The sequence below is a fragment of the Celeribacter baekdonensis genome (assembly GCF_900102315.1).
Classification (GTDB): domain Bacteria; phylum Pseudomonadota; class Alphaproteobacteria; order Rhodobacterales; family Rhodobacteraceae; genus Celeribacter; species Celeribacter baekdonensis.
In genome coordinates, this window is the sequence record NZ_FNBL01000021.1 from 1 (window position 1) to 14,451 (window position 14,451).

Consider the following 14,451-nt stretch of genomic DNA (forward strand, 5'->3'; position numbering starts at 1 on the left):
GGGCGTATTTTGTTGAAAAACTCGTGCTTGATCGAAGCGTAAGTTGCTGATTCAATTCTTCTGACGGGCGGGAGGGTTTGACGATGATGGGGCCGAGACAGGAAGCACAGGCAGCACTTTTCTACGAGTTCTCGCTTGAGGATCATGTCCCGCAAGACCACCTGCTGCGATCGATCGACCGGTTTGTCGACCTGAGCAGCATCCGTGCCCATTTGGCGGATTTCTACAGCCACACCGGCCGTCCCTCCGTCGATCCCGAGCTGCTGATCCGGATGCTGCTGGTCGGATACTGTTTCGGCATCCGGTCGGAACGACGGCTCTGTGAGGAAGTGCATTTGAACCTGGCTTATCGCTGGTTCTGCCGTCTCGATCTGAACGATCGCATTCCAGACCATTCGACCTTCTCAAAGAACCGCCATGGCCGTTTCCGCGAGAGCGAGCTGCTGCGCCATCTGTTCGAGACGACAGTTGCACGTTGCATCGAAGAAGGACTTGCCAGCGGGCAGCGCATGGCAGTGGACGCCAGCCTGATCGAAGCGGATGCGAACAAGCAGAACTCAACCCCGAAGGAAGAATGGGATGCGTCGACCATCGATCCGGCAGACGCGGGGCGCGCGCGCGGTCCGCGAGTATCTCGACACGCTCGACGATGCCGCATTTGGCGCTGCCAGCGATGTCCAGCCCAAGTTCACCTCGCATTCCGATCCGGCCAGCCAGTGGACTGCGGCCCGCAAAGGGCCTGCTTTCTTTAGCTATTCCGACAATTACCTGATCGACACGGATCACGGTGTTATTTTGGACGTCGAAGGCAACCCCTTGTGCCAAACGACATGATCGCCATCCCGCTCGGGCCTGCGCGGCGCTACGCGGTCGTTGCGACACCCACCTATTTCGAAAGCCGGGAACCGCCCAAGGTGCCTTCCGATCTGATGGCGCATGCTTGCATTCGGACACGCCTGCCGAATGGCGCGCTCTTTCGCTGGCAATTCGAAGCCGAGGGGCAGCCGGTTCACGCCGATGTCGAGGGGCCGATCACGCTGGACGAAGCCAGCCTCGCGCGCATTGCCGTGCTTGATGGTCTCGGGATCGGTTTCTTTATGGAGTCGGACGTGCGAGAGGATATCGAGACGGGGCGGCTGGTGCGTGTTCTCGACGCCTGGACGCCGCCGCTGGCGCCGCTTTGCCTATACTATCCCAGCCGGCGCAATCCGCCGGCGGCCTTCAAGGTCTTTGTCGACCTCGCACGGGAACTCGCGCGATCCTCGAGAGCGAGTTGAAGGCGTCGTGCTCATCCCGTCGCAAAAGCACCCAGTGGGAGTCCAACATCAGTGCAGCGAACGATTAAGAGGCCTCTCACCGCTGCCCTTCGCGCATCCGATTTTGCCGCGCAATGTGCCGAAAGGCTGGTCCGGGGAAGCTGCGTTGCAGCGATGATCACCTGGCGAATGTCGCCTGTGGGCCGGGCTCGCCGCTCGTGTCTCCGCAGGATGTACCATTTTGGATTGCTGGAGGCAGGGATTCGACAAGAATAGATCGGCGCTTGGGTAAGCCAAGACCTAGCAGCTTTATCGGCTAGATCTCGGCCAATCATCCTTTTAATGCTCAAGTTGTGTGGCAGGCATTTGCGCAGTAGAAGCACCCATTGGCGTTGTAGCCTTTAGCTTTTGCGGCAGAGACAGCTGAGTGGCAGTCCGAATGCCAGCCGAGCGAAACCCTGTTCCACGATGAAGCTGGATTCTGACAGCCTACTTCATCGCTCCGATGCACTTCATTGTCGCCATTAGCTTGAGCGTTTGAATTTACATAATAATCAGGCAATTTATATCCTCCCTGTTGGTAATGACATCGATGGTCACCTTCAGGAAGATTCGAGTCCAGTACTTTCACCTAAAGTGATAGCAGGCGTCCTCTGTAAAGAGCTGGGACCGCTCGTCTGTCATGCCTGGGGCAAAGGTCCGCGAAGGGCAGTCAGCGCCCGAAGGCCTGGCCCGCCAAGTTGAGGGGCCTGCTGCGCCGCCGCAGGTCTGCTTCGAGCCCGACCTACCTCCATTGCACACCAACACAATGTCTGCTTCAAATTGGTTCGAAGCGCGGAAAGGGAATCCATTGTTCAAACGACTGTTCGGCAAACGACAATTTCAGTACAAGTGCAACGAGTGTGGTGAACTTCACCAAGGATCGCCGTCGTTCTCGTTTAAGTTTCCAACATACTACTTTGACGTCCCCGAGGCGGAACGAAAAGATCGGACTGTCGCTTCGGATGATCTTTGTCACATTAGGCCTGCAAAGGATGATGACGAAGGCAACGAGATTTTCTGTATTCGTGTCGTCCTTGAGATCCCGATCAAAGGTGCCGATGCCCCATTTACTTGGGGAGTTTGGGTTACTCAGTCGAAAGATAGCTTCGAAAAATACGTCGAAACTTTTGGTCAAGATCAGTCGTCGCTCGGGAGCTTTGGGTGGTTGCCCGTCGACATGCCGTTCTACAATCTTTCTGATGCGGGCACTCCTCTTGAGCACCTTGAATGTGATATTCAATGGAGCGCGAAGGGACAAAGACCAAAGGCCTATCTTTGGGAAGGGTCCCATCCACTTTCAGTTGATCAACGCGAAGGGATAAGCTGGAGAAAGGCAATAAAAATTGCCAATCTCGCAAATCACGCTTTCTCAGGGAGAGACCATCTCGTTTAACATAGAAAAGCCGACATTCGCGCAGCTGTAGCGAACGGCAGGAATGTCCGCATACAGGACATTGGTCTGCCAGCGCGTGTAGCCGAGGTCGCGGTTGACCGGACAGCAGGAAACCGCACAGGAGCGTCGATCTCCTCAGTGAGGTTCCGCCCTAGGTCGAGGTGGTGTCCTCGTGGCCTCGCTATACAGGTCGGGGATTCTAGGCGGGGTCATAGGGATAAATTTTGCAGGTCCAATCAGTCGAATTTTGAATCATGGCGTTGTCAGGGTGCCTACCTCAGGTGCTGGGCCTGCTGATTGTACAATCTTTTGTCTCATCGACGCCTTAGGGAACTCCGTGTCGACGTTCCCAGGCAACCCTAGGCGCTTCCCCCACCCAACGCTCGTGAGGCTTCAATATCATTATTTATATATATTTATCAGCCTGTTGAGCTTGCCTCCGGGACCCACTGCAAAAACTTCTTGACACGACGTGCATGAAAAAATGCCATTTTGCGCATTCATATGCGCCATCTTCATCTTCACAATAAGAAAAAATGGCGATCCCGGGAGGACTCGAACCCCCAACATCCTGATTAGAAGTCAGGTGCTCTATCCAGTTGAGCTACGGGACCGTGGCTCTGTGATAACGGTTCGAAAAACGGTTCGCAAGCCCGAGCCATTTTCCTATCCGTCTGTTCTCGTTCGTCTTTTCAACAGATCAGTGCGACCAAGGCTCGCGGCGGTTGGTTGCGAAGTTTTCGCCATAGCCGCCGGGACGCACCACGGGGGCGCGGGTTTTGGGCTCTTGCACGACATAGTCGAGACCATGATGATCGGCATAGGCGATGGCGGCCTCTTTGCTGTCGAAGCTCATGCGCACTTGGGCTTGGGTATCATTGGAAGATGTCCAGCCCATCAACGGGTCAATGTCGCGCGCCGATGCGGGCGCGTAGTCGAGAAGCCAATGTTTGGTCTTACCCTGCCCGGATTGCATAGCATTTCGGGCGGGCTGATAGATACGAGCGCGCATCGGGAGACTCCTTTTTGCCTTGCTGCCTTATCCCCGTTTCCGTGCGCCGTTTCAAGCCCTTCGCACATCTGCCGCCACAGGGACAAACAGGTAACGCGGCTCAGGCGAGAGCTGTTGCACACAAACCAAGCAAAACCCGCCCACTTAAAGAAAGGGGACGGGCTTGGAGGGGGGGTGACTGCCCGGCCAAGGGTGGAGAGCGAGGGGTGGGGTGGGTGGTGCACCCAAGGCCGGGACAGTCTGTTCTGCTGCTTGCAAGATCAGACTAGAATCCGCACAGGCCATACGCAAGGATTAATATCCTTAAGGTTGTTTTTAATCTCATAAAAATCTCCCTAAAGTGGTAACTTTTTGTTAACCTTTCCGCAGTGCCCCCCACGGAGCCACACGGAGCCACACAAAACCCGCCGTTCTGCCCTGCGAGACTTGAAACGTGAACAAAAAGGGATCATTTATTCACCTTACCGCATCTCGAAACAGGCCTTGTCGAAACTTGCTTTTGAAATGCTCACGAAACGGAATGGACGCCAAGGAGTTCCGCCCCAATGCCGATGGACACGCCAATCCTGCACAGCCCGAACCCGGAACTAAAACTGCGCCCGAAATTGGAGGGCGGCAAACGGTTTGTGTTGCACAGCGATTTTGAGCCCTCTGGGGATCAACCGACCGCGATCAAAGAGCTGTCAAACGGGTTGAATGCGGGCGACCGTGATCAGGTGCTGTTGGGTGCAACGGGCACGGGCAAGACCTTTACCATGGCGAAAGTCATTGAGGCGACGCAACGCCCGGCGATCATCTTGGCCCCAAACAAAACCCTCGCCGCCCAGCTTTATGGCGAATTCAAAGGGTTTTTCCCGGAAAATGCCGTCGAATATTTCGTCTCCTATTACGACTATTACCAACCCGAAGCCTATGTCGCGCGCTCCGACACGTTCATCGAAAAAGAAAGCCAGATCAACGAACAGATCGACCGCATGCGCCACGCCGCGACGCGTGCGCTTTTGGAGCGGGACGATGTGATCATCGTGGCCTCCGTGTCCTGCATTTACGGTCTGGGGTCGCCCGAACTTTACATGGCAATGACGATGGATTTGGAGGTCGGCAAAGAGTACGACCAGCGTCAGATCATGGGCGATTTGGTCGAACAACAATATCGGCGCAACGATCAGGCGTTTGAACGTGGCTCGTTTCGGGTGCGCGGTGACAGTCTTGAGATTTGGCCCGCTCACTTGGATGACCGGGCGTGGAAACTGTCGTTTTTTGGCGAAGAGTTGGAGGCGATCACCGAATTTGATCCGCTCACCGGCAAGAAAACCGACAATTTCGACCAGATCCGCGTCTATGCCAATTCGCATTATGTGACGCCGAAAAAGACGATCAAACAGGCGATCCAAGGCATCAAGAAAGAGCTGCGACTGCGGTTGGATCAGTTCAACAACGAGGGCAAACTCTTGGAAGCGCAGCGGTTGGAGCAGCGCACCAATTTTGATCTTGAGATGTTGGAAGCCTCGGGATTTTGCAACGGGATCGAGAACTATTCACGTTATCTGACGGGCCGCGCGCCGGGTGAGCCGCCCCCGACCCTGTTCGAATTTATCCCCGACAACGCCATTGTGTTTGCTGATGAGTCCCACGTCTCCGTGCCACAAATCGGCGGCATGTATCGCGGTGACTTTCGGCGCAAAATGACGCTTGCGGAACATGGGTTTCGCCTGCCGTCCTGTATGGACAACCGGCCTTTGAAATTCGAGGAATGGGACGCGATGCGGCCGCAGTCGGTGTTTGTGTCCGCCACGCCGAAAGACTGGGAATTGGAACAATCGGGCGGGGTGTTTGTCGAACAAATCATCCGCCCCACCGGGCTTTTGGACCCGGTGATCGAAATCCGTCCGGTGGATACGCAGGTCGATGATCTGATGCATGAGGCCAAACGCCAGGCGGCCAAGGGCAACCGGGTTTTGGTCACGACGCTGACCAAACGCATGGCCGAAGACCTGACCGAATACCTCCACGAACAGGGCGTGCGGGTGCGCTATATGCACTCGGATATTGATACGATCGAGCGGATCGAAATCCTGCGCGATCTGCGGCTTGGGGCGTTTGACGTGCTCGTCGGGATCAACCTGTTGCGCGAGGGGTTGGACATCCCGGAATGCGGGCTTGTGGCCATTCTGGACGCCGACAAAGAGGGCTTTTTACGCTCTGAGACCTCGCTGATCCAAACCATCGGCCGCGCCGCGCGCAACGTCGAGGGTCGGGTGATTTTATACGCCGATAAAATCACCGGCTCGATGGAACGCGCTATGGGGGAAACCGAACGGCGCCGCGAAAAACAGATCGCCTATAACGTCAAACACGGCATCACGCCGGCGACAGTCAAAAAGAATGTCGAGGATATTTTAGCCGGTCTGTACAAAGGCGACGTGGACATGAACCGCGTCACCGCCAAGGTTGACAAGGCGCAGGCCGGGCAGAATTTGCAAGCCGTGTTGGACGGGCTGAAATCCGACATGCGCAAGGCGGCGGAGAATTTGGAATTCGAAGAAGCGGCCCGCCTGCGCGACGAAATCAAACGACTGGAAACTGTCGATCTGGTGCTGCACGACGACCCCATGGCGCGGCAAACTGCGGTGGACCAAGCGGTCGAAGGCGCGAAGGCCGCGAGTGGTCGGAGTACCGCTGGCCGTGGCGGGATGCGTGGGGGGAATGCTGGTCGGCGGGGGAAGCGGTGAGGGACATGCGTGTGCTTCACGAAATGAATATTTCTGAACATCGCATCCCAGTTCTTTTTCCGCAACTCGCCCTGTCTGTACCTCGTCCCCAATTTAAGCCTGTGCAATCCGACCCCACCTGAGATCAAGGCACGCATAGCGGGTTCCGGTTATACTCCTTTCTGTTTCAAGGGAGGTTTCTATGAGCAATTATATTTTCCAACTTACACATCCACGGACTAAAACGACGATCCGTATCCGAATGTACGTCGTCTGGACAATAAATGACGAGGGCGAAGAAATAATGATCATGCGCTGGGAGGAATTGCCCGAAGGCAAGCCGCCCTACAAGCTGATGCTTCAGGGCGGCTTGGTCTACTGGCTCCCGGCTTCAGGCGTCTGGACGCTTTGCAAAGACGTGATGTCGCAAAATTTCATCCTGAAAATCGACGCACCGTCCTATATCGGTCTTGATGACATGACCGAGGCCTACCATGGGTCGGTCCCGGGCAAAATCCAACTCAATCTCGATGCAAGCGACAAACACAAGCTGCCCAGCACCGGCTGGGAATGGCATTTTGTCGGCGATTAATACACTCTCTAAAGAGGTGGAGACTTGTACATCCCCTCTCGGTCACGATTGAAACGTCCTTCTGGGCGTTTCTCATCCCCCCGTCACCGTCAGCCCCAGCATTCGCCAGACCTGCATTCCGCCGCGGTAGTAGAAAATTTTCTCCGCCGGAAAGCCTGCTTCGATCATGCGGCGCGCGGCAGTGGGGGATTGGCCGCACCATGGGCCGTTGCAATAGAGCGCGACGGTTTTGACTTGATCGCCGTCGCAAATGAAGCCTTCGAAATCTGGTTCACAGCCCAGTTCGCCCAGCCGATCCGCCGCTTCCGTGTAGGGCATATGCACCGCTCCCGGAATGGCACCGCCGTCGAAATCCGGTTTGACCCGGCTGTCGAGCACCATGGCATTCGGGTCCTGCAACATCGCCATGAGTTCCAATTCGCCAATGGTGGTCACGCCCGGCGCTGGATTCATCGGTTGGATGCAAAAATTCGGACAAGGCCGCGAGGTTTGCGCCCATGTGCCGGAGAGTTCATTGGCATTGTCCTGAATGCGCGAAATCTCCATCGGACCGGAGGGGGTTTCGACCGTGATCGCCATCGTGTCGGGGGTGATCCCGACAGGCTCCGCAAAAGCCGCCCCAGCCATCAGGCTCATCATCATTGCCAAACGCATCAATAAATTCCTTCTACTTCATACATGACGGGTTCAAATGTTTTGCACATGCCGTTGATCACCCGGTTGCGTTTGCGCATCTCGTCGGTGCGCAACATCGCCTGATAATCCTCGCGCTTGGTCCATTGTGAATAATTGGCGATCCGGGTTTGGGCGTCATTGATATGAAGCGCCGCCGAAATGAACCCCGGCTGTTTGGAAATCACCTCCGCATAGGCGGATTGAAGCGCCTCCATCAGGTCATGCGCTGAACCGGGCGTGGTTTCAAATGTGGTCAAGACGGTTTGACAGGCATTGTCTTTGGAAATCGTTGGCATCGGATCCTCCCTGATCTGTCGCTGCGATCTCACTTAGCCTAACACGAATGTATCGGGTTGTAGCAACAGAGCTGTGGAGAATCATATTGCACAGGGGCTAAGATCAAAGCGCGGATGTTGTGTTTTGCAACGTCGATCCGGTCCAATTAACCACGGTTTTTGCACCATTCTCCCCATAGCTTTCACCCTCTCGCCCCACCTCTGCCGCATTCTATGAGGTGCGCCATGTTTTTTTGGATTTTCTTTTCTTTTCAGACATTAACCATAACAAATCCTTGCCAAAGCCCCACCCAAATTAGCTAAAATTAGATCAACCTCACAACAGCGCGCCAAAACGCCCGCCACAGTCGTCCAGAACGGACCCATCTGAGCCCCCGACCTCAAAGGGCGGCGAACAACAAAAGGGTCGAATATGCGTGTGCTTCTCTCTGAAACGAACTGGAATTCCATGGCGGCCGCCGCCGGGCTCGTTGACGCCGGTCTTTTGGTGACGCGGGTCAATGACGGGCGCGAAATGATGGATTTTGCCGAATTTGGCGAACAAAGCGCCATCGTGCTTGATCTCGACATGCCGGACATGGATGGGTGCAAATTGATTGAACATATGCGCCAGCGTAACCCTTTGATCCCGATCTATGTTTTGAGTGAAACCGAAAATTGGGACGTGCGCAAAAAGGCCTATGCCATGGGGGCCGACGATGTGATTTACGGCCCGGTCAATGCCGCGGCCCTTGCCGCACAAATCAAAGCCGCCGTACGCCGCACGGCGGGTTATTCAAGCAAAGACCTGACCATTGGGCCGCTGATCCTCGACACCCATCACGGCATCGCAACCCTGAATGGGCGGGCGCTGCATTTGACGCGCAAGGAGTATGAAATCCTTGAAATGCTGTCGCTGCATCGCGAACGGTTGGTGACGCGTGAGGCCTTTATGAACCACCTCTATGCTTGGGATGATGAACCCGATGCGCGGATCATCAACGTCTATCTCAGCCGCATTCGCCAACAGATTGACCTGAGCGGCGGCGAACCGGATATGGTGCAAACGGTTTGGGGGCTGGGGTACCGGATCGTCTCGCAACCTGCCGCTCAGCAGGCCGCTTAGGGGTTGACTTCCCCCTCTTGAGAACAACCGCCCCGCCACCATATTCAAGATTGGCGGCGCGGCAGTTAGGGGCTAGACAGAGGTATGACACAAGATGCCCCCTCCCCCTTTCGTGACACAGATGATGCGGCCCGGCGCTTGGCACAGGACGTGATTGGCGCGGCACGGCTCGCCGCCCTGGCTGTGCTTGACCCGACCACCGGCGCACCGCATGTCACACGCATCGCCTTTGGCTTGGCGCAGGATGGCACTTGGATGACGTTGATCTCGGATTTGTCGGCTCACACCCAGGCGCTCAAGGCCGACATCCGCGCCGGGGTTTTGCTTGGCGAAGCGCCGGGCAAAGGCGATCCTTTGGCCTTCCCGCGTCTTTCTGCCAGTGTCGATGCTCATTTTGTGCCCCGAGACGATCCGCGTCATCGCGACCTGCGCGCCGCATGGCTTGGCCATCACCCAAAGTCAGCGCTCTATGTCGATTTTGCCGATTTTTCCTTTGTCACCTTCACCCCGCTCTCTGCGGATTTGAATGGCGGTTTTGGCAATGCATATCGGTTGAGCGTCGCCGATCTCACCCCGATTCAGTCATAAAAAACCGGACAGCCTCAACCGCCCGGTCCATTTCCTTTTGCCACACTGTGCTTGAGACAGAGCTTGAATCAGGGCTTAAATCGGGCGGTCCATACGTGAAATCATGTTCACCGTGCCCTTTGTCGCTTCCGGGAAGGTCAGGCGGATCTGATTCGACGACGCACCATAGTTGACCGTCACGTAGGGGGTGTGGAACACGGTTGCGCCCGTGGCATTCGTCACCGCATTGCGGAACACAAGGCTTTCCACCCCGCGCGCCCAGCCATCAAATGGCAAATAGGCCGACGGGTCCAAAACCCAATTGGTTGCCGCTGTGCCTTGCGTAAACTCAAGCGCCACCGGGTTGATGGTGTTCTGGCTGACACCATTGAAGGTGTTGGCCTCAAAGGTGATGTTGCGCATCATATTATTGTCCAAAGTCGCAAAGGTCGTATCGACCTTATCCACCCGGTCGATATAGCCATTTATCGACTTAAAAGAGTTGTTCTGAACCGACACACCCTGGATGAAATGCCCCGGACCATAGGGTTTGACCACGATCCACGAGAACCAGCTTGCACAGTCACTTACGGTGAAAATATTGCCCGTGATCGTCAAGCCACCAAAGGAGAACTCGGAATTGAAATCCGGGGTTGCGTCATGCTCGTTGGTCATTTCGATAAACGAGTTATCAATGTAGTTGCCGGTGACGACCGAGTTCACATTCGGATAGGTAAAAACCAAGCCGGCCTTGCGCGGACTGTCGGAGTCGTTGTCGCCTTGGAACCAATGGTTTCCGACGAACATATGACCCGTGCCGTAACAAATCGCGGTATGGCCAAAGCGCTGGAACCGGCTGTCGCGAATTTTCGAATCATTGGCGTTTACGTTAAAGGCAATCGACTGACGATCCTCTGCACGCAGCGATTGTTCGTTAGACACAAAGGAACAGCGGTCAATATGCAAATCCTGACAGCCCTCCCCAATCGAGGTCACACCCCGGTTCAGTGGCGATTTGACATGGCAATCTTTGAGTTGGAAATTGTTGCCCGACGGTGCCAGCATCACCGCAGAAGAATGACCGTTGCACAGGAATTCCACGTCAGAAATCTGAAACTGGGACAGTTTCGACAGACCTGAAAAATCCAGCGCATATTTGAACCGCGTGAACGTATAGGTCTGGGTCGCATTCGGCGCATAAAGCGGTTGGCTCAAGGTCAAGGTCTGCGCCCCAACATTGACCGCTTGAACATAAACCTCGCGGCCAACTCCCGTCCCGGTCACAAGGCTGCCGACCTTGATGTTGGCGATGTTTGTCACATTGGTCATCTGGCGCGGCGAGGCGGCATTGTAGCTGCCCTCTGAGGTCATCACCTCAACGTCCCAATTGCTTGAGGCTTGGATGTTGATCTGACCGTTGCGGATCACCCGGCGCACCTCCAAAGTGCTCGCCCCGGAGACCACGGCCACATCAATCGGTTCGTCGATTTCAATCCGACGACCGCACAGATCGAGGCTGTCGTGATCCGAGAAGTAAAACAGCGCCTGAATCGCCTTTTTAAGCCCCAAAACTTCGTCGCCAAACGCATCAATATAGGTGTTGAGGTGAAACCCATGGCGCAGCGTCAAACGTGCTGCGTCTGGCATCGTGACCGTGCCATCAAACACCACTTCATTGATCATGGAAACCGTATCGGAGATGTAATACACTCCCTCCGGCACAAGAATCTGACGCCCATCCGCCGCCGCATTCGCCGCATTAAAGGCGGCTTTGCAATCGGTCACACCGTCGCCCACCGCGCCAAAGTCGCGAATGTCGATGCGCCCGGAACTGTCGCCCAGAAAATAGGAGGTCACATCCTCGATCACGATGTCCTCGATCCGAACTGTGCCGCCATTGGCCCCCGTCAAATCCAAACCAAAATGACCGTAAACCGCATCAAGCCCCCAAGGCATATCCACGCCGCCACGCGCACCAGAGCCGACAATGGCGGTCACTTCGACCACCTCACCATAGGCCGTCAGCGCCACAGTGGACCCGACCTCCGTCAGTCCTGCCACATTGGCAAAGCTGCTGTCCCCGGCCCAGCCTGCAATCCGCACAGAGGGCAAATTGCCCGAAATCGCTTTCACTTTTGCGGTGATCTGTAGATACATCCCCGGCAAAAGCGGTGTTTCGCCCATAAAACGTAGTTTCGTTGTCGTGGTGTTTTTGACGATTTCCAGACAGCCGCCGAAATCCGCGTCCGCTGCGACCAAAGCCGCGTTTGCGGCCCCGTCATAGGTCGCCGAGCCCGGCGTGCCGTTCTCGCTGGACCAAACGTTTAAACCGTTCGCAAAAGCTGGTGGCATCAGCGCCAGCCCGTCAGTAATGGCCTTGTTCATCCGAACCCCTTTCACATCTTTCAATACATGCGCGACCGGTGCCCGCCGAACCCTCACGGTGCGGCACGCTCTCTCATGGTCTCTCGTCATGGAAAGTCCGGGCGCATGACCCGAGATGTGAAAGCTCTACAGCAGCGAAGTTAACGCCGCTGTTAACCCTGCGCGCGGCTCAATTTGCCCCCGCGCAACGCGCGCCATCTCTCAAAAGGGCTCGTCAAACGGCAATATCCGGCAAGTCAATCGGGCGCACCCCGTTCACCTTCCAACCGGCATCCGTTTCAATCATGTCGTATTCATAGCCCTGCGTTTGGCCCGTCTGATCGGTGACAATCACCGTCTGACGCACCCGCCCCTCTTTGGCCATGGCGATGCCAAACCGCACCGTGGCGTTGTTCCAAATCGGGCCGTAGCCCTGTTCGACGATATGGGCAAAACTGCGCGGGTCGACAAACTGGCCTTGGATCATCGGACTGGCGTAGTCCCACGCCGTCCCGACATCGCGCTTTTGAAACGCCTGTAGTTGATCCGAAATCACATCCGTCATCTCGTCCGCCACAGCCACAAGCGGGGCAAAACTCATGACCGTTGTGGTGATCAGTGCTTTAAACATGTAAAAACCCTCCGTCTGTCTGCTTATCATACGCAGCCAAACGAAGGGTCGGATCACATTTGCGTCACATGTCGTGGCTTAGGCCAGCTCGCCCGCCAATCCTTTTGCGATCAGATCAATGGTTTCATTGACGCCGTAAAGAGCCGCAAAAGACCCAAAGCGCGGGCCTTCAGATTGTCCCAAAAGCACCTCGTAGAGCGCTTTGAACCAGTCCCGCAGATTGTCAAACTCGTGGTTCTTGCCCACGGCAAACACCACCGTTTGCAAGAAATCTCCATCGGTGAAATCCGCATCAGGCAGCGCCTCATCAAGACCATCCGCTGCGTTTTTCTTGGCGATCTCGGCCAAGGCCAGATCCGCCGACCCAAAGGCCGCCATCAAATCCGTCATTGCCGCCCGCTCTTGCTCTGTCGGCGCGCGGAAGGTCTTTTCGGGCTTCACAAAGTCATTGTAATACCGCACGGCATAGCCCGCCGCCGCATCCAATTGTGGATGGGTTTCGGCCAAGGCCTCCGGCGCATAGCGTTTGATATAGCCCCAAAGCTGATCCTTATCCTCGGCCCCCGCCACTGAGGCAAGGTTGAGCAACATGGTGAACGGCACGACCATATCAGAGGCCGGAACATCCGCCCCGTGAATGTGGAACACCGGGTTGTTGGCGCGTTGGGTGACGTCCTGTTTGGCATAGGCCCGCAGCTGTTGGTGATACTCGTCCATCGCCCGCGGGATCACGTCAAAATGCATCCGCTTCGCCGTTTTGGGCTTTTGATACATGAAATAGGACAGGCTTTCAGTCGAGGCATAGGTCAGCCATTCATCAATGGTCAAACCATTGCCCGACGATTTCGAAATTTTCTGACCGCTCGAGTCCAAGAACAATTCATACGTGAAATGCTCCGGCTTTTTCCCACCCAGAATTTCACAAATCCGGTCATAGATCGGCGTGTTGGTGCTGTGGTCTTTGCCATACATTTCAAAATCCACATCCAGCGCCGCCCAGCGCGCGCCAAAATCCGGCTTCCACTGCAATTTCACGTTGCCGCCCGTGACCGGCAGGGTCCACTCGCGGCCCTCTTCATCGTCAAAAGTGATCGTGTAATCGTCGCGGTTGACCGATTTCATCGGCACATAAAGCACCCGCCCCGTCTCCGGGTGGATCGGCAGGAAAATCGAATAGCTCGCCGCCCGCTCATCGCGCAGAGATTTCAACATCACCGCCATCACCTCATCATATTTGTCGACGGCGCGTTTGAGCACCTCGTCAAACTGACCCGATTTGTAAAACTCCGTGGCCGAATAAAATTCATACTCAAAACCAAACGTGTCAAGGAACCGCCGCAACATCGCATTGTTGTGATGACCAAAGCTCTCAAACTCGCCAAACGGGTCCGGCACAGAGGTCAGCGGCCGCTGCGCGTTCTCTTTCAACATCTCTTGGTTCGGCACATTCCCCGGCACTTTACGCATCCCGTCCATATCGTCGGAGAAACAAATCAGCCGGGTCGGAACGTCGGAAATCACCTCAAAGGCGCGGCGGATCATCGTTGTGCGCAAAACCTCGCCAAAGGTGCCGATATGCGGCAAACCAGACGGCCCATAGCCGGTCTCAAACAGCACAAATCCCTTCTTGTCCTTGGACTGCTCATAGCGCTTGAGTACCTTGCGCGCCTCTTCAAAGGGCCAGGCTTTCGAACTCATACCAGCGTCACGCAGGTCAGACATGGGGACAATCCTTATATCATTTGACAGCAGGCATCGGCGCAGACGCCGCCCGCAAACTCGTCGTCTATTGCCAGTCACGCCAAGG

General features: G+C 55.7%; 12 protein-coding genes, 1 tRNA gene and 1 pseudogene. 7 read left to right on the plus strand and 7 right to left on the minus strand.

Features of this window, described 5'->3' with window-relative positions; all coding sequences use genetic code 11:
- Positions 1 to 83: 83 nt before the first annotated feature.
- The 3 genes and pseudogenes from BLT54_RS20815 to BLT54_RS20830 form a co-directional block, all read left to right on the plus strand.
- Positions 84 to 813 (plus strand): annotated as a pseudogene (locus tag BLT54_RS20815) (transposase); the annotation flags it as partial.
- Positions 814 to 830: 17 nt separating this feature from the next.
- Positions 831 to 1,277 carry a LysR substrate-binding domain-containing protein gene (locus BLT54_RS20820; protein ID WP_083351931.1) on the plus strand — a complete coding sequence of 149 codons (447 nt, stop codon included), beginning with the start codon at positions 831 to 833 and terminating at the stop codon, positions 1,275 to 1,277.
- A gap of 661 nt (positions 1,278 to 1,938) precedes the next feature.
- Entirely contained in the window at positions 1,939 to 2,691 is a 753-nt protein-coding gene (locus tag BLT54_RS20830; RefSeq protein ID WP_083351932.1) for a DUF2199 domain-containing protein, read from the plus strand.
- Between the two features lie 537 nt (positions 2,692 to 3,228).
- On the opposite strand, the gene BLT54_RS20835 is transcribed toward BLT54_RS20830, so the two are convergent.
- Both BLT54_RS20835 and BLT54_RS20840 read right to left on the minus strand, forming a co-directional pair.
- Positions 3,229 to 3,305, minus strand: a tRNA-Arg gene (locus BLT54_RS20835).
- Between the two features lie 86 nt (positions 3,306 to 3,391).
- The gene (locus BLT54_RS20840) at positions 3,392 to 3,703 is read right to left on the minus strand and encodes an ETC complex I subunit (protein ID WP_074647368.1); all 312 of its coding nucleotides are present in this window, start codon (positions 3,701 to 3,703) and stop codon (positions 3,392 to 3,394) included.
- Positions 3,704 to 4,248: 545 nt separating this feature from the next.
- On the opposite strand from BLT54_RS20840, the gene uvrB reads away from it, so the two are divergent.
- Both uvrB and BLT54_RS20850 read left to right on the plus strand, forming a co-directional pair.
- Positions 4,249 to 6,435: an excinuclease ABC subunit UvrB gene (gene uvrB / locus BLT54_RS20845; protein ID WP_074647369.1), complete on the plus strand. Its 2,187-nt coding sequence runs from the start codon at positions 4,249 to 4,251 to the stop codon at positions 6,433 to 6,435.
- 283 nt (positions 6,436 to 6,718) lie between these two features.
- Entirely contained in the window at positions 6,719 to 7,006 is a 288-nt protein-coding gene (locus BLT54_RS20850; RefSeq protein ID WP_074647370.1) for a hypothetical protein, read from the plus strand.
- A gap of 72 nt (positions 7,007 to 7,078) precedes the next feature.
- Here BLT54_RS20850 and BLT54_RS20855 read toward each other — a convergent pair whose 3' ends face one another.
- Positions 7,079 to 7,660: a rhodanese-like domain-containing protein gene (locus BLT54_RS20855; protein ID WP_074647371.1), complete on the minus strand. Its 582-nt coding sequence runs from the start codon at positions 7,658 to 7,660 to the stop codon at positions 7,079 to 7,081.
- Positions 7,660 to 7,977: an antibiotic biosynthesis monooxygenase family protein gene (locus tag BLT54_RS20860; protein ID WP_074647372.1), complete on the minus strand. Its 318-nt coding sequence runs from the start codon at positions 7,975 to 7,977 to the stop codon at positions 7,660 to 7,662. Before BLT54_RS20860 ends, BLT54_RS20855 begins: the two co-directional genes overlap by 1 nt.
- Positions 7,978 to 8,389: 412 nt before the next feature.
- Here BLT54_RS20860 and BLT54_RS20865 point away from each other — a divergent pair, with 412 nt between their 5' ends.
- Entirely contained in the window at positions 8,390 to 9,082 is a 693-nt protein-coding gene (locus tag BLT54_RS20865; protein WP_074647373.1) for a response regulator transcription factor, read from the plus strand.
- Positions 9,083 to 9,166: 84 nt separating this feature from the next.
- Entirely contained in the window at positions 9,167 to 9,670 is a 504-nt protein-coding gene (locus BLT54_RS20870) for a pyridoxamine 5-phosphate oxidase (RefSeq protein ID WP_074647374.1), read from the plus strand.
- Between the two features lie 75 nt (positions 9,671 to 9,745).
- On the opposite strand, the gene BLT54_RS20875 is transcribed toward BLT54_RS20870, so the two are convergent.
- The 3 genes from BLT54_RS20875 to BLT54_RS20885 all read right to left on the minus strand — a co-directional run bounded on the left by BLT54_RS20875 (position 9,746) and on the right by BLT54_RS20885 (position 14,366).
- Positions 9,746 to 12,034: a glycosyl hydrolase family 28-related protein gene (locus tag BLT54_RS20875; RefSeq protein WP_074647375.1), complete on the minus strand. Its 2,289-nt coding sequence runs from the start codon at positions 12,032 to 12,034 to the stop codon at positions 9,746 to 9,748.
- 214 nt (positions 12,035 to 12,248) lie between these two features.
- Entirely contained in the window at positions 12,249 to 12,644 is a 396-nt protein-coding gene (locus BLT54_RS20880) for a DUF4864 domain-containing protein (RefSeq protein ID WP_074647376.1), read from the minus strand.
- A 78-nt stretch (positions 12,645 to 12,722) separates the two neighbouring features.
- Complete coding sequence (locus BLT54_RS20885; RefSeq protein WP_074647377.1) at positions 12,723 to 14,366, minus strand: lysine--tRNA ligase; 1,644 nt, start codon at positions 14,364 to 14,366, stop codon at positions 12,723 to 12,725.
- Between the last annotated feature and the right edge of the window lie 85 nt (positions 14,367 to 14,451).